Annotated in this window: 17 protein-coding genes; 14 read left to right on the forward strand and 3 right to left on the reverse strand. The window is 70.4% G+C overall.

Annotated features, from left to right (window positions below):
* Position 1 precedes the first annotated feature (1 nt).
* Both P696_RS0126875 and P696_RS0126880 read left to right on the forward strand, forming a co-directional pair.
* Positions 2-3,109, forward strand: a complete 3,108-nt coding sequence (locus tag P696_RS0126875; protein WP_034487046.1) for a DEAD/DEAH box helicase — start codon at positions 2-4, stop codon at positions 3,107-3,109.
* Entirely contained in the window at positions 3,109-3,921 is an 813-nt protein-coding gene (locus tag P696_RS0126880; RefSeq protein WP_026414748.1) for an SWIM zinc finger family protein, read from the forward strand. Before P696_RS0126875 ends, P696_RS0126880 begins: the two co-directional genes overlap by 1 nt.
* Before the next feature lie 84 nt (positions 3,922-4,005).
* On the opposite strand, the gene P696_RS0126885 is transcribed toward P696_RS0126880, so the two are convergent.
* Positions 4,006-4,848: a M55 family metallopeptidase gene (locus P696_RS0126885; RefSeq protein WP_034487050.1), complete on the reverse strand. Its 843-nt coding sequence runs from the start codon at positions 4,846-4,848 to the stop codon at positions 4,006-4,008.
* A 181-nt stretch (positions 4,849-5,029) separates the two neighbouring features.
* On the opposite strand from P696_RS0126885, the gene P696_RS0126890 reads away from it, so the two are divergent.
* A complete protein-coding gene (locus P696_RS0126890) occupies positions 5,030-5,290 on the forward strand; it encodes a helix-turn-helix transcriptional regulator (RefSeq protein ID WP_034487054.1) in 261 nt (86 codons plus the stop codon).
* Between the two features lie 11 nt (positions 5,291-5,301).
* The gene (locus P696_RS0126895; RefSeq protein ID WP_026414751.1) at positions 5,302-5,832 is read left to right on the forward strand and encodes a hypothetical protein; all 531 of its coding nucleotides are present in this window, start codon (positions 5,302-5,304) and stop codon (positions 5,830-5,832) included.
* A 60-nt stretch (positions 5,833-5,892) separates the two neighbouring features.
* Here the strand turns inward: P696_RS0126895 and glgP are convergent, their stop codons facing one another.
* Together glgP and P696_RS0126905 are read right to left on the reverse strand one after the other, a co-directional pair.
* On the reverse strand, positions 5,893-8,490 hold the full coding sequence (gene glgP, locus P696_RS0126900) for an alpha-glucan family phosphorylase (RefSeq protein WP_026414752.1): 2,598 nt from the start codon (positions 8,488-8,490) through the stop codon (positions 5,893-5,895).
* Positions 8,491-8,564: 74 nt separating this feature from the next.
* A complete protein-coding gene (locus P696_RS0126905; RefSeq protein WP_026414753.1) occupies positions 8,565-9,095 on the reverse strand; it encodes a VanZ family protein in 531 nt (176 codons plus the stop codon).
* Between the two features lie 163 nt (positions 9,096-9,258).
* Here P696_RS0126905 and P696_RS0126910 point away from each other — a divergent pair, with 163 nt between their 5' ends.
* The 10 genes from P696_RS0126910 to P696_RS53005 all read left to right on the forward strand — a co-directional run bounded on the left by P696_RS0126910 (position 9,259) and on the right by P696_RS53005 (position 23,526).
* Positions 9,259-11,271 carry an alpha-1,4-glucan--maltose-1-phosphate maltosyltransferase gene (locus P696_RS0126910; protein ID WP_170026588.1) on the forward strand — a complete coding sequence of 671 codons (2,013 nt, stop codon included), beginning with the start codon at positions 9,259-9,261 and terminating at the stop codon, positions 11,269-11,271.
* A 173-nt stretch (positions 11,272-11,444) separates the two neighbouring features.
* Positions 11,445-13,172, forward strand: a complete 1,728-nt coding sequence (treS, locus tag P696_RS0126915; RefSeq protein ID WP_026414755.1) for a maltose alpha-D-glucosyltransferase — start codon at positions 11,445-11,447, stop codon at positions 13,170-13,172.
* A 1-nt stretch (position 13,173) separates the two neighbouring features.
* Positions 13,174-14,652, forward strand: coding sequence for a maltokinase N-terminal cap-like domain-containing protein (locus P696_RS0126920; protein WP_051468219.1), 1,479 nt, complete (start codon positions 13,174-13,176; stop codon positions 14,650-14,652).
* Positions 14,653-15,084: 432 nt separating this feature from the next.
* Positions 15,085-15,996, forward strand: a complete 912-nt coding sequence (locus tag P696_RS48360) for a glycosyltransferase family 2 protein (RefSeq protein WP_245627819.1) — start codon at positions 15,085-15,087, stop codon at positions 15,994-15,996.
* Entirely contained in the window at positions 15,993-17,081 is a 1,089-nt protein-coding gene (locus tag P696_RS0126930) for a GNAT family N-acetyltransferase (RefSeq protein ID WP_026414757.1), read from the forward strand. The genes P696_RS48360 and P696_RS0126930 overlap by 4 nt, the downstream gene beginning before the upstream one ends.
* Positions 17,078-18,178, forward strand: coding sequence for a glycosyltransferase family 2 protein (locus P696_RS48365; RefSeq protein ID WP_084338189.1), 1,101 nt, complete (start codon positions 17,078-17,080; stop codon positions 18,176-18,178). The genes P696_RS0126930 and P696_RS48365 overlap by 4 nt, the downstream gene beginning before the upstream one ends.
* Positions 18,175-19,209, forward strand: coding sequence for a polysaccharide deacetylase family protein (locus tag P696_RS58860; RefSeq protein WP_064744125.1), 1,035 nt, complete (start codon positions 18,175-18,177; stop codon positions 19,207-19,209). Before P696_RS48365 ends, P696_RS58860 begins: the two co-directional genes overlap by 4 nt.
* Before the next feature lie 485 nt (positions 19,210-19,694).
* Positions 19,695-20,966: a polysaccharide biosynthesis protein gene (locus tag P696_RS48375; RefSeq protein ID WP_157429933.1), complete on the forward strand. Its 1,272-nt coding sequence runs from the start codon at positions 19,695-19,697 to the stop codon at positions 20,964-20,966.
* A gap of 2 nt (positions 20,967-20,968) precedes the next feature.
* On the forward strand, positions 20,969-23,149 hold the full coding sequence (locus tag P696_RS48380; RefSeq protein WP_051468221.1) for a hypothetical protein: 2,181 nt from the start codon (positions 20,969-20,971) through the stop codon (positions 23,147-23,149).
* The gene (locus P696_RS53005) at positions 23,146-23,526 is read left to right on the forward strand and encodes a hypothetical protein (protein WP_051468222.1); all 381 of its coding nucleotides are present in this window, start codon (positions 23,146-23,148) and stop codon (positions 23,524-23,526) included. The genes P696_RS48380 and P696_RS53005 overlap by 4 nt, the downstream gene beginning before the upstream one ends.
* Positions 23,527-24,045: the final 519 nt, after the last annotated feature.

Genomic DNA, 24,045 nt, shown 5'->3' on the forward strand with positions numbered 1-24,045 from the left:
CATGCTGGTCGCGCACGGCACGTGGCACGGCGGGGCGCTGTGCCTGTGGGCCGAGCGGAGCGGTCCGCACACGCCCGCCGGTGACGTGCGCCCTTCCGGCGGCGCGCGTCCGCCCGGCGGCGCACGTCCGCCCGGCGGGAAGGCGGGCCGCTCCGGCGGCGAGGCGCACCCGTTCGCGACCCGCGACTTCTCCGGCACGTCCTACGAGCCGCTGGTCGCGGGCGCGATGCGGGTCGATCTGGCGATGGCGCTGCCCACCCACGGCGACCATCCGCAGCCGTCCGCCGAGCTCGGCCCCGAGCCGTTCGACGGGCCGCCCGAGCTGCGCGCCTGGCGGGTCCCCGCGCTCGTCCTGGAGCCGTTCCCGGCGATGGCGCTGCTCCAGTCCGCCGAGCACAGCGGCGACGTCGTCCCCGGCACCGACCTGCGGTTCCTGTGCCTGCTGGCGGACGAGGCCGTCCGGCTCGCCGAACGCGGCCACGTCCTGCCCGCCCTCCTCCGGGAGGACGGCGACCTCGTCGCGCGCTGGCGTCCGGTGATCGACGACCCCGGCCGGTTCCGCGATCTCGCGCGCGCGATGCCCGCCGCCTGTCGCGCCGCCGAGGGCGGCCGTCCGGCCGCCGAGGTCCTGCGCGAGGCCCTGTCCGGCATGGTCGACACCGCCGTCCGCGGCGTCGTGCCCCACCCGCTGCTCCCCCTGCGCAAGGGCAAGGCCCCCGACCGCCTGCCCCTGGCCGAGCGCTGGGCCGAGGCCCTCACCGGCCCGTCCCCGCTCGTCGCGCGCGAGCCCCGCGACGACCCCGACGAGCTCATCGCCGAGCTGGACGCGTGGTACACCGCCGCCCACCGCCCGTCCGGCCCCCTCCGCGTCTGCTTCCGCCTCTACGAGCCGACCACCGCCGAAGACTCCGGCGAGACCTCCGAAGATGCCTTCGATGAGACCTCCGAAGGGCCGTCCACGCCGCCGTGGCGCGTCGAGTTCGCCCTCCAGGGCACCGAAGACCTGAGCCTCTACGTCCCCGCCGCGCTCGTCTGGACGGGCGAGGCCAACTTCCTCCCCGACGCCGAGGAGACCCTCCTCGCCGGGCTGGGCAGGGCCCTGCGCCTCTTCCCCGACATGGCCCCGGCGCTGAACGGCCCCGTCCCCTGCGAGGCCGAGCTCGACACCGCCGGAGCGTTCCGATTCCTCAAGCAGGCGGCGCCGATGCTCGCCGCCGCGGGCTTCGGCGTCCTCCTGCCTCAGTGGGCGGGCAAGGCCAAGCTCGGCATGAAGCTCACCACGCGCACGCAGGAGGGCGAGGGCTCGGGCGCGGCCACGAGCTCCGGTTTCGACCTTCAGGGCATGGTCGACTTCCGCTGGGATCTCGCCATCGGCGACGAGGCCGTCGACGAGGACGAACTCGAAGAGCTCGCCCGCCTCAAGGCACCGCTCGTCCGCCTGCGCGGCCAGTGGGTCGAACTCGACGAGGAGCAGCTCCAGGCCGCCCTCGACTTCCTCCGCCACCCCCGCGCGGGCACGATGTCCGCCGCCGAGGCCATGCGCGCCGTCATCCACGCCGGTGACGACGCCCTCCCCCTGGTCGACGTCGACGCGGACGGCGATTTCGGCGACCTCCTCTCCGGCTCCGCCGACCGCCGCCTCGCCCCGGTCACGACCCCCGAGGGTTTCAACGGCACCCTCCGCCCCTTCCAGGAACGCGGCCTGGCCTGGCTCACCTTCATGGAGAGCGTCGGCCTCGGCGGCATCCTCGCCGACTCGATGGGCCTCGGGAAGACGGCCCAGACGCTCGCGCTCCTCGCGTGGGAGCGCGCGTCCGGGCGGGAGGCGGGCGGTCCGACGCTGCTGGTCGGGCCCATGTCCCTGGTGGGGAACTGGCAGCGGGAGGCGGCGAGGTTCACGCCGAAGATACGCGTCTACGTGCATCACGGAACGGGACGTCATCGCGACGACGATCTGGTGCGGGCGGCGTCGCAGGCCGACCTGGTGCTGACCACCTACGGGACGGCCGCGCGGGACGCGGAGATGCTGGCCGAGGTCCCGTGGCGGCGCGTGGTGTGCGACGAGGCGCAGGCGCTGAAGAACAGCGGCACGCGGCAGGCGCGCGCGGTGCGCGGCATCCCCGCGCGCACGAGGCTCGCCCTGACCGGAACGCCCGTGGAGAACCATCTGACCGAGCTGTGGTCGATCATGGAGTTCGCCAACCCGGGGCTGCTCGGGCCTCGCGCGGCGTTCCGCGAGCGGTTCGCCGTGCCGATCGAGCGGGATGGCGACGAGCGGGCGGCCCTGGCGCTCAAGCGGGCGACGCAGCCGTTCATCCTGCGCCGCCTGAAGACCGACAAGTCGATCATCTCCGACCTTCCGGAGAAGCAGGAGATCAAGGTCTACTGCAACCTCACGCCCGAGCAGGCGTCCCTCTACCAGGCGACGCTCGACGACATGCTCGAGCAGATCGCGGAGGCCGACGAGAAGCAGCGGCGCGGGCTGGTCCTGGCGACGATGGCCAAGCTCAAACAGGTCTGCAACCATCCGGCGCACCTGCTCAAGGACGGCTCGCGGCTGCCCGGCCGGTCCGGGAAGCTGGAGCGGCTGGAGGAGATCTGCGCGGAGGTGGTCGAGCAGGGCGAGAAGGCGCTGGTGTTCACCCAGTACGCCGAGTTCGGGTCGATGCTCCAGCCGTATCTGGCGGCGCGGCTCGAACGGCCCGTCCTGTGGCTGCACGGCGGCACGTCCAAGCAGCAGCGCGACGACCTCGTCCAGCACTTCCAGAGCGACACCGAGCCGTCGGTGTTCCTGCTGTCGCTGAAGGCCGCGGGCACGGGTCTCACGCTGACCGCGGCGAACCACGTCGTCCACGTCGACCGCTGGTGGAACCCCGCGGTCGAAGACCAGGCCACCGACCGGGCGTTCCGCATCGGCCAGACCAAGAACGTGCAGATCCGCAAGTTCGTCTGCGTCGGCACGATGGAGGAGCGGGTGGACGAGATGATCGAACGCAAGAAGGCGCTGGCCGAGTCCATCGTCGGCACCGGCGAGGACTGGCTCACCGAGCTGTCGGTCGCCGAGCTGCGCGACGTCCTGCGCCTGTCGCCCGAGGCGGTGAGCGACTGATGCCGCAGTACGGCGACCCCATCGAGGTCGAGGACGGCCTGCGCGCGCACACCCGGCGCGGGTCGATCGGGTCGGAGTGGTGGTCGCGCCGGTTCATCGACCTGGTCGAGTCGTTCGCCGACACCGGGCGGCTCCAGCGTGGACGCTCGTACGCGCGCAAGGGCCAGGTCATCGATCTGCGCGTCGGTCCGTACGAGGTCACGGCGCGCGTCCAGGGGTCGGTGGAAGAGCCCTACGAGGTGGCGCTCGGCATCGACGCGATCGACGACGCCGACTGGCGGCGGGTGGAGGCCGAGCTCGCGTCCCGCGCGGTGTTCCGGGCCCGGCTGCTCGCCGGGGAGATGCCGCCCGAGATCGAGGACGTCTTCGCCGGGCTCGGCCTGTCGCTGTTCCCCGAGTCCGCCGCCGACCTGCACCTGATGTGCGACTGCCCGGACTGGGGCGACCCGTGCAAGCACGCCGCAGCCGTCCTCTACCTGCTCGCCGAGTCCTTCGACGACGACCCGTTCCTCATCCTCGCCTGGAACGGCCGCACCCGCGACCAGCTCCTCACCGCCCTGCGCCGCGCCCCCGCGCGCGACGCGCCCGACCCGTTCGCGGTCGAGGACGAGCCGCTGAGCGCCGAGGGCTTCTGGACGCCGCCGTCGGGCCTGGCCCGGCTGCGCGACCGTGCCGGGGCTCCGCCCGTCCCTCCGGGGTTCCTGTTGCAGGTCGTAGAACCGCCGCCGGTGAAGGTCCGCCGCCGCGCCCTCACCGACGTCCTCCAGCCCGCCTACGAGGCCCTGGCGTCCACCCCGTTCAACACCGACTGACGCGGGGCGGGGGCCGGTGGGCGCGGTCAGCCGTGGTGACGGCCGGTGCAGCCGTGGTGGGCGCGGTCAGCCGGTGGGCGAGGGTCAGCCGTAGTGGCGGCCGGTGCAGCCGACGTCGCCCGCGATGGTGGACCAGACGCCGAGGAGGCCGACGATCTCGTGGAAGTCGTCGGTGCTGAACTCGGTGGTGCGCGGGCCGGTGAGGCGCACGCCGGGGACGACCTCGCAGGACTGGGCGATCGCGGTGGAGCTCCATTCGACGCCGAGCGTGTAGGGCGGTTCGACGTCGTGCCTGCGCCAGCGGTCGGGTGAGGCGAGCACGGCGCGCGCGGCCTCGTTGATCATGCGGTGGGCGCGGGCGGGCGGGACGAGCTCGGCGGCGTAGCGGTCGCTGCCCTTCTTGACCGCGACGGTGGCCACCTCGCCGAGCACCTCGCGCGCCTCGGCGCAGGCCGCGACGTCCCCTGTGACCAGTCCGACCGGGACGCCGAGGCTGGAGGCGTAGGCGGCCATCAGCCGGATCTCCCCCGCGACCTCGCCGTTGAAGGTGACGTTCTGGATCTCGCGTCCCATCCAGGTGTGGTTCAGGACGCCGCGGGGCGTCCCCGCGCGGGCGTGGTAGCCGACGTACATGGCGACGTCGCACCAGTTGCCGAGCCCCTCGGCCATGCGCATGGGCTTGTACGGGCCGCGAACGAGGGTGCAGCGCTCGTCGATGAGGTCGACGCGCAGGTTCTTGCCGTTGCCGTGGGCGTCGGCCACGACGACCTTGTCCGCCCCGGCGTCGAACGCGGCGGTGATGACGGCGTTGGCGTCGGCGGTCATCAGCTCGCAGCCGCGCTCGTAGCCGCGTCCGCCCGCGCGCATCTCCTCGGGGTCGGTGAGCCCGGTGATGCCCTCCATGTCCACCGAGACGAACACCTTCATCCGCCCGCACCTCCACTCGCGTCCCAGGGTTCCTGGCAGAACGAGCCAAGCCGATCTTGGTCGTCCTGACAAGGCCGCGCACCGGGAGTCGGCGGCAGCAGGCATCTGGCGGTTTCTTGCGCCTCTGCAATCAGATGTAGTAGACCTACTATCAACAGTCAGAGTTCTACGGTGGCAGGAGATGGCGAGGCCGGTGCCGACGGACAAGGACAAGGAGCTCGTGCACAACCGCATCGCGGTGTTGCGGGCGGAGCGGGGCGTGTCGCGGCGCGAGCTGGCGACGGCGCTCGGCGTGCACTACCAGACGGTCGGCTATCTGGAGCGGGGCGAGTACAGCCCCAGCCTGCATCTGGCTCTCCAGATCGCCGAGTACTTCGAGGTGCCGGTGGAGGTGGTCTTCTCACTGAGGCCGTTCCCGCTCATCGGCAGCACCAATTTGTAGGGAGACGACAAATGACGACCCCCCGCACCAAGCGCGAGGAAAGACTGTTGGCCGTCCTCCAGACCGAGGTGCCAGGCCGGTACGCGACACAGAACGGACGGCGCAACCTCGTGCGCGCGGGCATCGCGTGCCTGGCGCTGTTCTACGTCAGCACGGTCGTCTGCTGGGCGTTGGCTCCCAGCGACACCGCCATGTACGTGACGTTGGCGTGCGATGGGATCGGCCTCGTCGCCGGGGCCTTGGTCCTCGGGCAGATGGTCGTGGTCACGCGCGGCACCACCCGCCTCCCCGACCACCTGCTGGACGAGCGGCAGGCCTTGGAGAAGCTGCGCGCGCACTCGACGTCGCACCGCATGACCGTGATGCTGCTGTTCGCCGCGCTGTTCGGGATCGAGTTGGGGATGACCTCAGACGGCGACCACTCGCCGTCCGCGGCCGTGGTCGTCACCTTCGTGGCGCTCCTGGTCACGGTCGCGGCGTTGCCGCTGCTGGTGACCACCTGGCGTATGCCCGATCCCATCCCGGACGAGGACGACGCTTGACCTTCTGAACGGTGGGGCGGGCGCGACCGTAAAGGCAGCGCCCGCCTTTACCGATCCCTCTTAGCGGAGGTCGCCGTTCGTCATTCCGTGCGGTGCGGGTGGGAGTGCCACCAGGCCCATCTCCGCACGGCTGGAGAGCATCGCATGCCGTGGGACGACGCGGACGCTGTAGCCGAACGCCCCGCTGCGCACGAGCGGCACCTCGCCCGCATAGCGGAGCCGTCCGTCATCGGTGGGCTCTGGGACGGTCAGTTCCAGATAGGACGGTTCGACGATGGCGTCGGTCTCGTCCACCCGTCCGTAGGCGACCTCCACGGCGACATCGGACGGTTCCAGCCCGCCGAGGTCCACGACCACACGGACCGTCAGGCGCGTCCCCACGTGCGGGCTCTCCTCGCCCTGTGTTTCGACGTGTTCGACGGCCACGCCCTGCCAGGCCTTACGGATCCGCTGTTTCCACGCTGCGAGGGCTCGCGCGCCCGCGTATCCGTCGGCGCCCATCGCGCGCGCGGACACGGCGGCGGGCGTGTAGTACTCCATGACGTAGTCGCGAAGCATCCGTGTGGCGAGCACCTTGGGCCCGAGCGTCGCGATGGTGTGCTTCACCATTTCGAGCCATCGCCTGGGCAGTCCGGAAGCGTCGCGGTCGTAGAAGATCACCGAGACGTGGTCCTCGAGCAGTTCGTACAGGGCGGCGGCCTCCAGGGCGTCGCGGCGGTCCGGCCCGGCCAGTCCGTCGGCGGACGGGACGGCCCAGCCGTTCTGGCCGTCGTACCACTCGTCCCACCAGCCGTCCCTCACGGACAGGTTGAGCGCCCCGTTGAGGGCGGCCTTCATCCCGGACGTCCCGCACGCCTCCAGGGGCCTCAGCGGGTTGTTCAGCCACACGTCGCAGCCCTGGACGAGCAGCCGCCCGAGGGCGATGTCGTAGTCCGGGAGGAAGACGACGCGGTGCCGGACGTCCTCGGCGTCGGCGAACCGCACGATGTCCTGGATGAGCCGCTTGCCGCCCTCGTCCGCCGGGTGAGCCTTGCCTGCGATGACGATCTGCACGGGACGGTCGGGGTCGAGCAGGATCGCTCGCAGCCGCTCCGGATCCCGCATCATCAACGTGAGCCGTTTGTAGGACGGAACGCGGCGCGCGAACCCGATGGTCAGGACATCGGGATCGAGGGCCTCGTCGATCCATGCCGTTTCGGCCTCGCTCGCGCCGCGTGTGCGCCACGACTCGCGCAACCTCGTCCGCGCGCTCCGCACAAGCCGTTCGCGCAGGACTCGCCGAACCTGCCAGATCTCACGTTCTGAGACGTCACGTACTTTCTCCCAGCCCTGTGCCGCTTCCACTACGGACGGCACCTCGCGGGCGGCGAGTTCGAGGATTTCGCGTCCGACCCAGGTCCCGGCATGGACGCCGTTCGTGATGGACCCGATCGGCACTTCGGCCTTGTCGAACCCTCCCCACAGGCCACCGAACATGTCCCGGCTGACCTCGCCGTGCAGCTTGGAAACGCCGTTGACGCGCTGCGCCAGACGCATCCCCATAACGGCCATGTTGAAGACCGTTGGGTCGCCGTCCGGATAGTCCTCGGCACCGAGTTCGAGGATGCGTTCCACTGGGACGTCGTGGTCCTCGTTCGTCCCGCCGAAGTACTTTCGGACCAGCTCTCTTGGGAAGCGGTCGATTCCGGCCGGGACGGGCGTGTGCGTGGTGAACACGGTGCCCGCACGTGTCGCCTCGAGCGCTTCCTCGAAATCGAGCCCTTCGTCGGAGACCAGCTCGCGGATGCGTTCCAGCCCGAGGAAGCCCGCATGGCCCTCGTTCGTATGGAACACCTCGGGTTCCGGGTGGCCGCTGATACGGCAGTAGGCCCGAATGGCCCGTACACCACCGATCCCTAGCAGCATCTCTTGCAGCAGACGGTGGTCACCGCCTCCTCCATAGAGACGGTCGGTGATGTCTCGCGCGGCTTGGTCGTTGTCTTCGACGTCCGAATCGAGGAGGAGCTGTGGGACGCGCCCTACGCGGGCGAGCCACACCTGCGCGTGCAGGTCACGTCCCTGGGGCAGCCCAATGGAAATCCGCACCGGATCGCCGTTCTCGTCCCGGAGGAGTATCAGGGGCAGGCCGTTTGGGTCGATCGGTGGGTAGCGCTCCAGCTGCCACCCGTCGGGTGAGAGCGACTGCGAGAAGTAGCCGTGCCTGTAGAGCAGGCCGACGCCGATGATGGGCACACCCATGTCGCTGGCGGTTTTGAGGTGGTCCCCGGCCAGGATGCCAAGGCCACCCGAGTACTGCGGCAGAGCGGCGGTGATTCCGTACTCGGGCGAGAAGTACGCGACGGCGCGCGGCTGCCCGTCCGCGAGCGCCTGGTACCAGCGCGGTTCGGTCAGGTACTCGCGCAGGTCGTCGGCCGCGTCGTGCAGGCGTCGCAGGAACCGGCGGTCATGCGTGAGCAGTTCCAGGCGCTCGGGACCGACCTCGCCCAGCAGTTTGACGGGGTCGTGCCGGACCTCTTCCCACAGCGCGGGATCGACCTCGCGGAACAGATCCAAGGTCTCGTGGTGCCACGACCAGCGGAGGTTGAGGATCAGCTCTTCAAGGGCACGGAGGGGTTCTGGAAGGACGGTACGTACGGTGAATCTACGGATTGCCTTCACGCACCGCCACGCTAGGCGCTGGCTCCTGCGCGCGCGACCCTCACGACAAGACCCTCACCCATAGGCATCCGCCGTCACCGAGGGACACGAATGGCGTTGCGGACGCGCAGCGCAAGGACGGCGGTGATCGCGCCGATGGCGAGCCCGGCCGAGTTGTAGACCATGTCACCCGGGTCGCATTCACGCCCGGGATCGAGCGTTTGTAGGAACTCCACAACGACGAACGTCAGCGACAAGAACGCGGGTGCCGCGACTGCACGCCTGGTGGCAACAACGGAAAGTGCTCCGGACGGCCCCCACAGCGCGACGTTCATGACGTCCTCCAGGCCACGGTCGCCGAACGTGCGTACCGACCAGGCGGCATGGGCGACCGGATGCGACATGCACATCGACAGCCGCTCCCCGACACCCGGCTCCACCGTCATGGGGACGGTCATGGCGAGGATCAGGCACGTCCACAACAGCAGGGCGAGCGTTGCCGGTGGAGCCCAGCCGTACCGGCGGACGAGCGGACGCCACGCGCCGACCGCGCCGAGGGCGAGGACCGTCCAGAGCGTCAGCGCGCGGACGGCCTCGATCGGGATGTGATGCGGCGGATGCGGCACACCTGGGACGACGAGCCGCGCGGTGCGGGAGTTCGCGCGCGTCCGACCCCGGCCAGCGAGAGGTAGCCGGAATGTAGCGAAAAGTCACGAGCCCCTGCGGCGGCATCCGGCCGATCGCGGGCATGGACGGTTTTGGTCAACGCGAACGGGTAGGGGATGCCGCATGCGAGTCGAGTCCGGAACGTCCTCGATGCACGAAATGATGACGATCGGGCGGATTCCGATACTCGACATCGCGCCGCTGGTGGGCGGCGGACGCTGGCCCGCCAAGGCCGTCGAAGGCGAATCGGTCGAGGTCAGCGCGACGGTGTTCCGTGAGGGCCACGAGATGCTCGGCTGCGCCGTCGCCCTACGCGCACCCGACGGGGAGACGGTTCAATCCGCGCGCATGCACGAGGTCGGCCAAGGGCTGGACAGGTATGCGGCCGAGGTGACACCCGCGTCCGAGGGCCTCTGGCACTACCGCGTCGAAGCGTGGGGCGATCCCATCGCGCACTGGCGGCACGACGCCGAGATCAAGATTCCGCGTGGGCAGGACGTAGAACTCATGTTCCGCGAAGGCGCGAAGTTGTTCGCCCGTGCCTCCAAGCAGGTGCCCGAGGCGGCGCGTCCCATCCTCATGCGCGTGGTGGCGACTCTCAAGGACCGCACGATTCCCCAAGGCGAGCGCCTGGACGCGGCAGCGGCATCGGACGTCCTCGAGATCGAGGAACGCCACCCGCTACGCGACCTGCTGACGACGACCGAGTGGTTGCCCCTGGCCGTCCATCGCGAGCGCGCGCTGTTCGGAGCCTGGTACGAGTTCTTCCCACGTTCCGAAGGCGCGTCGTACGACCCCATGGGACGGCGTGGGCCGATGTCGGGAACGTTCCGGACCGCCATGAAGCGCCTGCCTGCCATCACCGAGATGGGCTTCGACGTGGTGTACCTCCCGCCCATCCACCCCATCGGCAGGACGTTCCGCAAAGGGCCCAACAACACCCTGGAGGCGGGTCCGTACGATCCGGGCTCTCCCTGGGCGATCGGCTCCGAAGAGGGCGGACACGACGCCGTCCACCCGGATCTGGGCACGCTGGAGGACTTCCGCGCCTTCGTTGACTATGCGCGTGGCCTCGGCCTGGAGGTCGCGCTCGATCTGGCGTTGCAGTGCGCTCCGGACCATCCCTGGGTGACCGAGCATCCGGAATGGTTCACCACGCGCGCGGACGGGACGATCGCCTACGCCGAGAACCCGCCCAAGAAGTACCAGGACATCTACCCGCTCAACTTCGACAACGACCCCGAGGGCATCCACGCCGAGGTGCTCCGCGTCGTCCGGCACTGGATGTCCCAGGGCGTGCGCATCTTCCGCGTGGACAACCCGCACACCAAGCCCGTTCCGTTCTGGGAACGGCTGCTGGCCGACGTCGCCGCCACCGATCCGGACGTGCTGTTCCTGGCGGAGGCGTTCACACGTCCGGCGATGATGCACACGCTGGCGAAGGTGGGATTCCACCAGTCGTACACGTACTTCACCTGGAAGAACTCCCAGGAGGAGCTGCAGGAGTACTTCCAGGAGCTCGCGGGTGACGCGGCGGGCTATATGCGCCCCAACGTCTTTGTGAACACCCCCGACATCCTCAACGAGTACCTCGTCCACGGCGGCCGTCCGGCGTTCGAGATCCGGGCCGTCCTGGCGGCCCTGCTCGCGCCCGCGTGGGGGGTCTACTCCGGTTACGAACTCATCGAGAACGTTCCCGTCCGTCCCGGCAGTGAGGAGTACCGCGACTCGGAGAAGTACCAGTTCCGTCCGCGCGACTGGGAGGCGGCCGAGAGCGAGGGGCGGAGCATCGCGCCGCTGATCTCGAGGCTCAACGCCTTCCGGCGCGCCCATCCCGCCCTGCACCGACTCCGAAATCTCCGCTTCCACCACGTGGACATGCCCGAGCTCATCGCGTTCTCCAAGGCGCTGCAGGACGACGTCGTGCTGGCCGTGGTGAACCTCAACCCGCACATGGTCCGTGAGGCGACCGTCCACCTGGACCTGCCCGCGCTGGGACTGCGCGCGGACGAGGAGTTCGTCGTGACCGACGAGCTGTCCGGCGAGTCCTACACGTGGCGGCAGGCCAACTACGTGCGGCTCGACCCTCACGTTCGACCGGCTCACATCTTCACCCTCCGGAGAGGCCAGAGTTGAGCGAAGCACGCCGCGAGGCGGCGCACGCCCCGCACGCCCCGCAAGACACCCCCCGCCATGACCACGACACCCTCCGTGACGCCCCGTACGAGCCGCTGGACGACCGGCCGCCCGTCCCGCTCCCCGAGGTCGACCCGCTCCCCGAAATCCCGCCAGAGGCCCTCTCTGCGACGATGGCGGATCCGGTCCCCGACGCCTTCGATCCCGAGACGCCGCGCGACCCGCACTGGTTCAAGACCGCCGTCTTCTACGAGGTGTCGGTGCGGGGCTTCGCCGATTCCAACCACGACGGCTACGGCGACCTGCGCGGCCTCGTGAGCAAGCTCGACCACCTGCAGTGGCTCGGCGTCGACTGCGTGTGGCTGCTGCCGATCTACCAGTCCCCGCTGCGGGACGGCGGCTACGACATCGCCGACTACACGAGGATCCTCCCGGAGTTCGGGGAGCTGGGCGACTTCGTCGAGCTGATCGAGGCCGCGCACGCGCGGGGGATCCGCGTCATCGCGGACCTCGTCATGAACCACACCAGCGACCAGCATCCCTGGTTCCAGGCGTCGCGATCCGATCCGGACGGCCCGTTCGGCGACTTCTACATGTGGTCGGACCGGGATGACCGGTACCAGGACGCCCGCGTCATCTTCGTCGACACCGAGACGTCCAACTGGGCCTACGACCCCGTGCGCGGGCAGTACTACTGGCACCGCTTCTTCTCGCACCAGCCGGACCTGAACTACGACAACCCCGCCGTCCAAGAGGCGATGCTCGAAGTCCTGCGCTTCTGGCTGGACCTCGGCATCGACGGCTTCCGCCTCGACGCCGTCCCCTACCTGTACGCGCGCGAGGGGACCAACTGCGAGAACCTGCCGGAGACCCACTCCTACCTCAAGCGCGTGCGCGCGGAGGTGGACCGTCTTTACCCCGACCGGGTGCTGCTGGCGGAGGCCAACCAGTGGCCCGGGGACGTGGTCGAGTACTTCGGGGACCCGGGCGCGGGCGGGGACGAGTGCCACATGGCGTTCCACTTCCCGGTGATGCCGCGCATCTTCATGGCGGTGCGCCGGGAGCAGCGCTACCCCATCTCCGAGATCATGGCGCAGACCCCCAAGATCCCCGAAAACTGCCAGTGGGGCATCTTCCTGCGCAACCACGACGAGCTGACCCTGGAGATGGTCACCGACGAGGAACGCGACTACATGTACGCGGAGTACGCCAAGGACCCGCGCATGAAGGCCAACATCGGGATCCGCCGGCGGCTGGCACCCCTACTGGACAACGACCGGAACCAGCTGGAACTGTTCACGGCCCTCCTGCTGTCGCTGCCCGGCTCACCCGTCCTGTACTACGGCGACGAGATCGGCATGGGCGACAACATCTGGCTCGGCGACCGCGACGCCGTCCGCACACCCATGCAGTGGACACCCGACCGCAACGCCGGGTTCTCGCGCTGCAACCCGGCGCGCATGTACCTGCCGCTCATCATGGACCCGATCTACGGCTACCAGGCCGTCAACACCGAGGCGCAGCGCGACAACCCCGGCTCGCTGCTCAACTGGACCCGGAAGATGATCGAGATCCGGCGGCGGCACCCGGTGTTCGGCGTGGGCACGTTCGTGGAGCTGTCGGCGTCCAACCCGAGCGTCCTCGCGTTCGTGCGCGAGATCCCCAACGGGGAGTCGAACCACTGGGGCGGCATGGACACCGTCCTGTGCGTGAACAACCTGTCGCGCTTCCCCCAGCCGGTGGAGCTCGACCTGAGGCGGTTCCAGGGGTCCACCCCCATCGAGTGCATGGGGGGCGTGCAGTTCCCCGCGATCGGCGAGCTGCCCTATCTGCTGACGCTTCCCGGCCACGGCTTCTACTGGTTCCTTCTTCCTCCTCCGGACACGCCAGAGGTGATGTGACGTGTGGCCCTCCGTCCCGTCCTTGGTCGACCTCCTCGCCGAGTGGCTCCCCGCCCAACGCTGGTTCGCGGGCAAGGACCGTCCGATCCGCGAGATCAGCATCGGGACGGCGACCGCGCTGCTCCCGGGAGATCCAGGCCTGCACCATCTCGTCCTGGACGTCCGGCAGGACGGAGCGGCTGAGCGGTACCAGCAGTACCAGCTCCTGCTCGGGCTCCGGCGGAGCCTCCCGGAGCAGATGCGCCCGGCGGAGGTCGGATGGCTCGCCCTGGACGCGGGCACACGAGGCGGAACCGGTGCCTACAAGGACGCCGCCCACGCCTTCGACGCCGTCCACGACCCGGAACTGGCGCGCTGCCTGCTGACCCACATGGCCGACGAGACCGTCATTGGGCCGCTCCGCTTCCGACACGTTCCGGGGGCCGAGCTGAACACCGGCCTCGTGCCTGCGGTGAGCACAGCCGAGCAGAGCAACACCTCGCTCATCTTCGGGGACGAGTACATCTGCAAGCTGTTCCGGAAGCTCTCCCCTGGCATGAACCTCGACCTTGAGGTGAACCTGGCGCTGACCAAGCTCGGCTGTGCCTACGTCCCGGGCGTGTACGGGTGGGTGGAGCTGAAAGCGGGCGGCCAGGACGTCACGACGCTGGCGCTCTTGTCGGAGTACCTGCGCACGGGAACGGACGGCTGGAAACTCGCCGTCACCAGCGTCCGCGACTGGTTCACGCAGCCGCAGCAGCGGGAGGGCGTGAGCGCAGTTGACGGCGTGGACGCGGTTGGCGAGCGGGGCGCAGGGGCGGGCTCCGCAGGCGGCGACTTCGCGGCGGAGGCCGAGCGGCTGGGAGAAGCGACGGCAAGCGTCCACAGAGACCTCGCCAAGGCGTTCGGCCGTTCCGAACTGCCTCCGGATCGCGTGCGCGCGATGGCCGCCCGGATGCGTGACCAGTTGGAGCGGGTGCGCGCGACCGTCCCGGAGATCGAGCCCTACGCGAAGGTGATCGGCACGGCGTTCGCGTCACTGGGCAGGTGGAAACGCCCGCTGCCGGTTCAGCGCGTCCACGGGGACTACCACCTGGGCCAGGTGATGCGCACTGACACCGGCTGGGTGCTGCTGGACTTCGAGGGCGAACCGGCAAGGAGCGCAGAGGAGCGCCGGGAGCCGTCGCATCCGCTGCGGGACGTGGCGGGCATGTTGCGTTCGTTCGAGTACGCCGCCAGGTTCCTGCACACGGCTGGGCCGCACACGCCGCCCGAAGCGGAACAGGTCCTCGAGCGCCGCGCGCGTGCGTGGGTGGCACGCAACCGGGCGGCGTTCTGCCGTGGCTACGCGTCGGCGGGAGGCCCGGATCCCGCCGGGCACGAGATGCTGCTGCGGGCGCTGGAGTTCGACAAGGCTGTCTACGAAGTGCGTTACGAAGCCGCCAATCGCCCCGCGTGGCTTCCCGTCCCCCTGAGATCACTCGCACATCTCACGGAATGATCTCCCAGACTGTTCACAGATTTCTCCCAGGCCATTCCTGGAATCGGCGTGGACATCCGGGAAGGGGAGACATTCCGGTGCCGAATGAGCATGGAACGGCATTCCTTGCGATCTTCATTGACTCGTCACACTGATCGCAATGGCCACATCCGGCCAGGTCACATGTGCTGGTACGGCGGTTTTAAGGACATTTGTCCGGCGCAGCAATCCGTGATGATGCCCTTACCTGCCGGAGCCGTACCAGGTGCGTAGGCGTTCCTGCGCAACTTAAACGAGTGCTCGGGCGGATCCTCCAAACATGATGGGCGCACCTGGCATCTAAACGGGTCAGGACGTCAACTACTTACGGGGTCTCCCATGTCATCCTCCAATCACACGGCCCACGCCGGCGGCGTGCCGAGAACGGCCGCCGGAGCCCATAGCGACAACCTCGTGAACCTCACCGACCACGGCCGCCGATGGCGCACCGTCACGGCCGTCGTCCCCACGCTCAACGAGCGTGAGAACCTCGAATGGCTCCTCCCCCGCCTGTACGCGAACGAGGAGCTGGACGAGATCGTCATCGTCGACGGCGAGTCCACCGACGGCACGCGCGAGCTCGCCGCCGCGTACGCGCAGGACTCGCTCGTCCCCGGGCCGCACCCCGTCGTCCGCGTCATCTCGCAGCCGCCCCGGGGGAAGGGAGCCGCGATGCGCGAGGGGCTCGCGGCAGCCACCTGCGACATGATCATCATGCTGGACGCCGACGGCAGCATGGACCCCGAGGAGTTCTCCGCGTTCCTCGCCCTGCTCCGCCGCGGCTACCAGTTCGTCAAGGGCACGCGCTATGGCTGCGGGGGCGGCTCGGACGACCTGACCGGGCTCCGCCGCCATGGCAACCGCGCCCTCACCTGGCTCGCCAACCGGCTCTACCGCCAGAACTGGACCGACCTGTGCTACGGCTACGTCGCGCTGCACCGCGACGCGGTCGAGCCGCTGCGGCTGCGTTCGACCGGTTTCGAGATCGAGACCGAGATGTGCGTCAACGCCGTGCGGGCGGGCCTGCGCATCGCGGAGATCGCCAGCCACGAGACCGAGCGCCGGTTCGGGGTGTCCAACCTCAACACCTGGCGTGACGGCTGGCGCGTGCTGCGCACGATGGTCCGGCTCCGGTTCGCTGGTCCGCTCGCTTCTGAGGACGCGGGCGCGGGCGCGCCGCTGCCCGCGGCCGAGCACCTGTGCCCCGGAGCGCTCACCGCGTCCGTCCCTGCGGGCGCGTCCTCGTCGGCGTCCGTGGAGGACGCGCCCGACCGCCTCCGGCTGTCCTGGCGGGCCGCCGCGCTGAGCCGGACGGGGACCGAGTGAGGATCTCCGTCGTCCGCCCGTCCGATCTCGGCGCCACCGAGATCGGACGGTGGCGCGCGCTCCAGTCGTCCGATCCCGACCTGGCCAACCCCTTCCTCGCGCCTGAGTTCACCCTCGGCGTCGGCCGGTTCCGCCGCGAGGGGCCCGGCCGGACGAACGTCCTGGTGGCCGTCGTCGAGGACGCCGGGGAGATCGTGGCCTTCTTCCCGTTCGAGCGCGGCCCCCTGGGAATCGGACATCCGGTCGGGTTCGGGCTCACCGACCTTCAGGGCCTGATCGCACCGCCCGGCCTCGCGCTCAACGCGCGCGCCTTGCTGCGCGCGTGCGGCCTCGCGGTGTGGGACTTCGACCACCTGCTGGCCGCACAGCGCACCTTCGCGGCGCACCACACCGTCCGCCGCAGCGAACCCGTCATGGACCTCGGCGCCGGGTTCGCCGCCTTCGAAGAGGAGATGCGGCGGGCCGCGCCCAAGACGCACAAGACGATCCGCTACAAGGAACGCAAGCTCGGCCGGGAGGTCGGTGACGTCCGCTACGTGTTCGCCTCGGACGACCCCGAAGACCTGCGGCGCCTCATGGACTGGAAGTCCGACCAGTACAACCGGACGGGCCGCACCGACCGCTTCGCGCGCGCGTGGATCGTCGCCTTGGTGGAGCACTTCCACCGCACCGGTTTCGGGGTGCTGAGCGTCCTGTGGGCAGGGGACGAACCCGTCTCGGCGCACTTCGGGCTGCGCAACGAGGGCGTCATGGCGGGCTGGTTCCCCGCCTACGACACCCGCTTCGGCAAGTACTCGCCCGGCATGATCGGCCACCTGCGCCTGGCCGAGGGCTGCCCCCTGAACGGCATCTCCGAAATCGCGATGGGCCGCGGCGGCAAGGAGTTCAAGGAAGGCTTCAAGAGCCGCGAGATGCCGATCGCCGAAGGACGCGTCGCGCGCAGCAGCGCGGGCGCGGGCGTGCACTGGATGCGCACCACACCGCTGAACAAGGCGCGTGGGGCCGTCCTCGACAACCCGACTCTGTACAAGCGGGCCGACCGTGTTCTCAAGACGTACGCCAAGTTGAGGGGCCGTAGCCGATGACCACTCCCCTCCCGGGCGAGCCCCCTAGGGAACCGCTCAAGAAGAAGCCGCCGGTCGAACCTCTCAAGGTCCAGCCCCGCATCTCTGTGGTGATCTGCGCGTACACCGAGCAGCGCTGGGACGACGTGCACGCGGCCGTCGCCTCCGTACGCGCGCAGGAGTACGCACCCGAGGAGATCGTCCTCGTCATCGACCACAACCCGGCGCTGTACGAACGGCTCAAGGCGTCCCTGCCGGACGTGCGTGTCGTGGAGAACCGCGAGGAGCGCGGCCTGTCGGGAGGGAAGAACACCGGTGTCGCGGTCGCGAACGGTGATGTCGTGGCGTTCCTGGACGACGACGCCGTGGCCGCCCCCGGGTGGCTGCGCGCCTTCTCCCGACACTATGCGGACCCCTACGTCGCGGGCGTGGGCGGGATGACGCTGCCCATGTGGCCGGGGTCCACGCCGTCGTCCGAACTTGTGGCCGCGCCTGTGCCGACGTCCACTGGAACGCGTCCCCGCTGGTTCCCTGAGGAATTCGACTGGACGGTGGGTTGCACCTACCGCGGCCTAGAGGCAGGCCCCGTACGCAACCTCATGGGCGGGAACGCCTCCTTCAGGCGCGAGATGTTCCCCATCGCCGGTGGCTTCAGCACAGGGATAGGACGCGGTATCCACAGAAGGCCGTTCGGTTGTGAGGAGACCGAATTCTGCATCAGGCTGAGACAACGAAGCCCTGAGTCCGAACTGCTGCTCGACGACGAAGCGATCATCTGGCACCGCGTCCCGCCCGAACGCGCCCGATTCCCCTACTTCCGCGAACGCTGCTACGCCGAAGGACTGTCGAAGGCCCAGGTCACCCGCAGTGTCGGCACGCAGGACGGCCTCGCCAGCGAGCGCGCCCACGCGCTCCGCACCCTTCCCCAAGGCGTCCTGCGCGGCCTCGGCGACACCTGCCGCGGTGACCTCTCCGGGCTCGGCCGCGCGTCCGCCATCACGGTCGGGCTCGCGTGGACGGCCTGGGGCTACGCCGTCGGCAGGTACGCCGAACGACGCACGCCGCACGCCGCCCCCGGCGCGGCCGCCCGTCCCAACGGGGAGGAAACCGTCCAGTGACCGCCGACCAGCCCGACAACCGACCCACCGACCGGCCCGCCGACCGGCCCAATGACCAGACCAACGACCGGTCCGCCGACCCTCAGGCTGACCGCCCCGACGACCGACCCAACGACCAGGCCGATGACCAGCGCGCCGTTGCGATCCTGATGTACCACTCGGTCACTGACCGCCCGACGCCCGAGACCCGCGGGCTCTCGGTGCCGGTCGCCGCGTTCGCCGACCAGATGGCGCACCTTGCCGCCGAGGGCTTCACCCCGCTCCCCTTCTCCGCCCTCGGCTCCGCCGCTCACTCGCGCGCGCGGCGGCCGGTGGTCATCACGTTCGACGACGGGTACGCCGACTTCCACGAGAACGCGCTGCCGATCCTGGAGCGGCACGGGTTCGCGGCGACGGTGTTCGTGACCACCGGGTGGCTCGCGGACGCAGGGGCCGACGCCGCCGGACGTCCCCTCGACCGCATGCTCTCGTGGGCGCAGGCCGCCGAGGCCGCCGCGCACGGCATCGAGATCGGCGGGCACAGCCACAGTCATCCGCAGCTCGACCAGCTCGACGACCACGCGCTGCGCGAGGAGCTCGTCCGCAGCCGTGACCTGCTGGAAGAGCGCCTCGGCGCGCCGGTCCGGACGATGGCCTATCCGTTCGGCTACTCCAGCGCGCGCGTGCGTCGGATGGTGCGCGCGGTGGGGTACGACACGGCGTGCGCGGTCGCCAACCGGATGGCGGCCGGGGCGGCCGACCCGCTCGCCGTCCCCCGGCTGACCGTCCGCGCGACGACCCGGCCCCGTACGTTCGCCCGCGTCGTCGAGGGGAGGGACATCCCCCTGATCTTCCTCAAGGACCACGCCCTCACCCGCGCCTACGCCGTCGTCCGCCGCACCCGCTACGCCCTCCGCCGAGCCACCGCCCCGCACCACGCCCTCACCTCACCCCGCCCCTCCGACCCCCACCGCGTCCCAGCCCCACGCCGCGGAAACACCCCTCACCCCGACGAGGCCCCCGCGTCAGAAAGCCGGGAGACACGGCCGTGACAGCGAGCAACGAAGCACGCCCGGCAGGCACCGACGCTCCACCAAACCACGACGCTCCGCCAGACGGCGCCACCGCAGCGGACGAAGGCGCGGCGACGGACCGCGGCGGTGCGGCAGACCGCAGCGGCGCAGCGGGCTGGGGCGGCACCACGGCGGACGGCGACGCTCCCGCAGACCGCGACGCTCCGGCGGGCCAAGGCGCGGCGGGCCGCAGCGGCACCGCGGCGGAGGGCGACGCTTCCGCGGACCGAGACGCTCCTGCGGACCGCTGCACGGCGGCGGAGCGCGGCGGCACGGCGGCGGACCAGGGCGGCGCTGTGGCGGACCGGGGCGGCGCTGTGGCGGACGGTGGTGCTGTGGCGGACGGCGGGGATGGGGTGGTGGGGGAGGTTGGTGAGGGAGGGGTGGAGGGGGCCGGGGGCGGGCCGGGGTGGTTGCGGCGGGAGTTGTCGAATCCGTTGTTTCGCAACGCGTACGCGTTGGTGGTGAACGGGGGCCTGACCGGGTTGCTGGGGCTCGGTTACTGGGCGCTCGGGGCCAAGCTGTACGCGCCGGACGACATGGGCCGCAACTGGGCGGTGATCCAGGCGATCATGTTCGTCGGCAGCGTGACGATGCTGAACTTCCTGCTGATCCGGTTCGTCCCGCAGACCGCGCGGCACACGCGCGCGCTCGTGCTGGTCTGTTACGGGACGGGCGCGGCGGCCTCGGCGCTGCTCGCGCTCGGGTTCCTCGCGACGCTGTCGTGGTGGGGGCCGTCGTTCCGGCACCTGCACGACTGGCGGTCGGCGCTGTGGTTCCTGGTCATGGCGGTCGCGTGGAACCTGTGGAACCAGCAGGAGGGCGTGTTCACCGGCCTGCGCCACGCGGGCTGGGTGCCGATCGTGAACATGGCGTTCGGGCTGGCCAAGCTCGTGCTGCTGGTCGCCGTCGCGGGCGCGTTCCCGTCCGACGGAGTGACGCTGTCCTGGTTCGTCCCGGTGCTGGTGGCGCTCGCGCCGGTCAGCTACCTGATCTTCGGACGGCTGATCCCCCGGCACCGGGCGGAGAACTTCGGCCGTGGCCCGCGGCCGACCCACCAGGACATCTGGCGCTATCTGGGCGGCGCGTACCTGGGCGGCGCGTTCCAGTACGCGTCGATCAGCCTGATCCCGGTCATCGTCGCCGCGCATCTGGCCGAGGACGCCAACGCCTACTTCCAGATGGCGTGGGCGCTCGGCATGATGCTCGACCTGCTCGCGCTGACGCTGTCCATGTCGCTGACGGTGGAGGGCTCGTTCGACACCGAGCGGCTCACCTCGTCCGCGCGCGCGGCGCTGCGGCGCACGCTGATGCTGCTGCCGCCGGTCGTGCTCGTCGTCGTCGTGGGCGCGCCCTTCGGGCTGGCGTTCTTCGGGCATGATTACGCGGCGCGCGGCGCCCCACTGCTGCAGGTCCTCGCGCTCGCGGTGTTGCCCAAGGCACTGATCGAGCTCTACATCGGCGTCCTGCGGGTGGAGAACCGCACCCGGCTGATCGCGTTCCTCCAGGCCGTCCGGTTCCTGGCCGTGCTGGGGCTGCTGTTCCCGCTGATCGATCCCGGGCACCTGGGCGTCATCGGCATGGCGATCCTCGCGGTGAACACGGTCGTCGCCTTCCTCGTCCTGCCAGGACTCGTGCGCGCGATCCGTGGGACGGCTCCGTCCCGTCCCGAAGCGGGTGGGCCGGTCGGACCGGCGGGTGACTTCCCCGCCGCCGGAGGGCGGGATATCAGTTGAGCATGACGGTTCGCCAGGAACCGGAAGAGCGCGCCGGGCCGCTGATGCGCGCCCCCGCGGTCGCCGACCGGGGTGCGACGCTCGCCGCCGCAGCGCTGCTGGTCTTCGGCACCGCGCTGTTCTGGTCCCCGCTGCGGCACGTGAACCTGGACGCGGCCAACGGTTTCGGGCTGATCAGCGTCCTGCCGGTCGCGACGCTCGTGGGCGCGGCGGTGGTCGTCCTGTCGTTCATGCTGACGCTCGCGCTGCCGCGTCCGCACCGGGTGCTGCTGGTCGCGCAGATCCTGGTGCTCATCGCGACCCTGCACGGCGTGGCGCAGGCGCTGGAGCCCGAGGCACGCTTCCCGACGGCCTGGCAGACGGCCGGGTTCATCGAGTACATCGAACGCACCCACACCGTCGGCTGGGATCTGGACGCCCGGTTCAGCACGCCCGGCTTCTTCGCTTTCGTCGCGTTCGTCATGAAGGCGGTCGGGCAGCACGACATCTCGCCGGTCCTGAAATGGGCGCCGCCGCTCACCGACCTCATGTACCTCGTCCCGTACATGCTGATCCTGCGGGTGCTGCGGGCGACGTGGCGGGCGAAGTGGTTCGCCGCGTGGCTGTTCATCGCCGCCAACTGGGTCGGGCAGGACTACCTCTCCCCACAGGCGTTCGCCTACCTTCTCTACCTGTACTTCGTCGCGATCCTGGTGAACTGGTTCCGTCACCATGACGAGACGGCGCAACGGGCCGGACGCCGTCGTTCGCCGGAATCCGCGCAGCGCACCGGTGGTTTGTGGCGTCTCCACAACTGGCTGTTCGGCCCCAAGGATCCGGGTGAACTGCCCGCGCCGCAGGCATCCGTCCGCGAACGGACGATCCTGCTATGCCTGCTGTTCCTGCTGATCCTCGTTGGGACGGCCGCGCACCAGCTCACCCCGTTCCTGATGACCGCCTCGTGCGCGGGCTTGGTGCTGGTGCGTCGGTGCAGCCTGCGCGGGCTGCCTTTCATCGCGGGCGTCGTGTATGCGGCCTGGGTCAGCTTCATGACGGTCGGATACTGGTCGAGCCGCAAGGGTGAGCTGTTCGGCGGTCTCGGCAACGTGTTCCAGAACGTCCAGCAGAGCACCGGCGGGCGGATCAGCCAGACCAGCCCGCAAACCGCCGACGTGCAGCAACTGCGCATCATCATCGCCGTCCTCGTCGTCGGCATGGCCGTCCTCGGACTGCTGCGCCGACGCGCGCGCGGAATCGACGACCGGGTGGCGCTCGTCCTGCTGCTGGTGCCGTTCTCGTCGTTCGGGCTGCAGAACTACGGCGGCGAGATCGCGCTGCGCATCTACTTCTTCATGCTGCCCGCCGCGTGCTTGTTGGTCGCCTACCTCTTCTTCCCCGCTCCCTTCGACGGGCCGCGAGTGCGCGATCCGCGCGTGCGCATGAGGCTGGGCCGGTTCCGCACGGGGACGCGACGCCACTGGCCCGCCGTGGCAGCGGCGTCCATGTTCGCGTTTCTGCTGGTCGGCGGGTTCCTGACCGTCCGGTACGGCAACGAGAAGTACGAGCAGGTGCGGCCGAGCGACGTCCGCGCGTTCGACGTCATGACGCAGAAGACCAGGGGCGTGATCGGCGTGGTGTGGATGAGCGCCGACAATCCGGACCTCGTCGGCGGCACGCCCGTGATGCCCTGGTCCTACCGCGACTTCGAGCGGTTCAACTACACCCCGGTGATCGCGAACCGGAGCGATCCGGCGGACCTTTCGGAGATCATCCAGCGGCTGCGCGAGCAGGGGCCCGGCGGGTTCTTCGTCACCACCCGCGGCCACGAGGACTTCCAGGTCCTCACGGCGGGCCTGGCGCCGGACTTCGCGCTCCGGATGCGCGCCGCGCTCGCCGCCGACCCGCGCATCGAGACCGTCCTCGCCGACCGCGACGCCGCCGTGTACCGCCTGCGGCGGCCACCGGGCGAGCCCGACCCGCCCGTGCCCAGGCCGTCCGGGCTCGGCCTGCGCTCGTCGCCGTGGACGCCCGCGGGCCTGATCTACCTGCCGGTGCTGCTCGGCGTCCTGCTCGCCCGCGAGCTGCGACGGCTGCGGCTGCCGCCGGGCGAGCTGTGGCGGCTGCGCCCGATGACCGTCCTCGCCGTCCCGCTGTTCCTCAGCGTCGTCGCGGTGATCGTCGAGAGGTTCGTGGTGATCTCATGAGCCTGCCGCTCGTGCTCCTGCTGTTCGCCGCGCCCGCAGGCGCGTGGTGGCTCCTGCTGTCCGGCCTCGACCCGCTGGGCCGCCTGGTCGCCGCCACCGCGGGCGCGTTCGCCGTCCTCGCCGTCACCGCGCAGGTCCTGCTCATGGCGGACGCCTGGAACCCACTCGCAGGCGTCCTCGTCGTCGTCCTCCTCAGCGCCGTCCTGGCGGCCCTGAGCCGCGTCCACCGACCATCCCGCCCGTCCACGCCCGCGGCCGCACCGCCTCCCGAGCCCCACCCCCACGCGCCCGCGGTGACCCGCCACGACCTCCCCCTCCCCCGCGCCCGCCCGCGCCGCCGCGAGGACGACGAGGAGGACTGGCTCTACAAGGAGTGACCCGGCCCCAGCGCCCCACGCCAAGCGCCCCCTCACCCGCCCAGCGGCCCACCCCGCACAGGCCCTCGCCGCACAGAAGCAAGGGCGCACGCCGAAGCAACGCCACGCTCAAGCAAGTCCTCATGAAGGCGAGGCCACACGGACGAGGCCGCGCAGAAGCGACGCCGCAAGGAAGCAAGGACGCACGGAGGTGACGCCGCACGCAGGTGAGGCAGCGCGGAAGTGACGCCGCACGGAAGCAAGGCCGCACGGCGAGGCGCACGGGCGAGGCCGCACGGCGAGGCGCACGGGCGAGGCCGCACGGAAATAGCGCCACCCGTAGCAAGGCCGCGCGTAAGCGACGCCGCGCGTAAGCGACGCCGCGCGTAAGCGAGGCCACACGGGGGCGAGGCCGTGCGGGGGGCGAGGCCGTGCGGAGCGTGGCCACGCGGGGTGGAGGCGTGCGGGGTGGAGGGGCGTGGGGGGTTGGGGGTGGGTGGGGTTAGGGGTGGGGGCGGTGGCCGTTGGGGTGGGGGGTGG

Source organism: Actinomadura oligospora ATCC 43269 (assembly GCF_000518265.1).
Lineage (GTDB): Bacteria > Actinomycetota > Actinomycetes > Streptosporangiales > Streptosporangiaceae > Spirillospora > Spirillospora oligospora.

Coding starts and splice junctions, on each gene's coding strand:
- P696_RS0126895 (WP_026414751.1), top strand. CDS start 5,302: ATGACGACCCCCCGCACCAAGCGCGAGGAAAGACTGTTGGCCGTCCTC.
- P696_RS48365 (WP_084338189.1), top strand. CDS start 17,078: ATGACCACTCCCCTCCCGGGCGAGCCCCCTAGGGAACCGCTCAAGAAG.
- treS (WP_026414755.1), top strand. CDS start 11,445: ATGGCGGATCCGGTCCCCGACGCCTTCGATCCCGAGACGCCGCGCGAC.
- P696_RS0126875 (WP_034487046.1), top strand. CDS start 2: ATGCTGGTCGCGCACGGCACGTGGCACGGCGGGGCGCTGTGCCTGTGG.
- P696_RS0126910 (WP_170026588.1), top strand. CDS start 9,259: ATGCGAGTCGAGTCCGGAACGTCCTCGATGCACGAAATGATGACGATC.
- P696_RS0126885 (WP_034487050.1), bottom strand. CDS start 4,848: ATGAAGGTGTTCGTCTCGGTGGACATGGAGGGCATCACCGGGCTCACC.
- P696_RS53005 (WP_051468222.1), top strand. CDS start 23,146: ATGAGCCTGCCGCTCGTGCTCCTGCTGTTCGCCGCGCCCGCAGGCGCG.
- P696_RS0126880 (WP_026414748.1), top strand. CDS start 3,109: ATGCCGCAGTACGGCGACCCCATCGAGGTCGAGGACGGCCTGCGCGCG.
- P696_RS0126890 (WP_034487054.1), top strand. CDS start 5,030: ATGGCGAGGCCGGTGCCGACGGACAAGGACAAGGAGCTCGTGCACAAC.
- P696_RS48380 (WP_051468221.1), top strand. CDS start 20,969: ATGACGGTTCGCCAGGAACCGGAAGAGCGCGCCGGGCCGCTGATGCGC.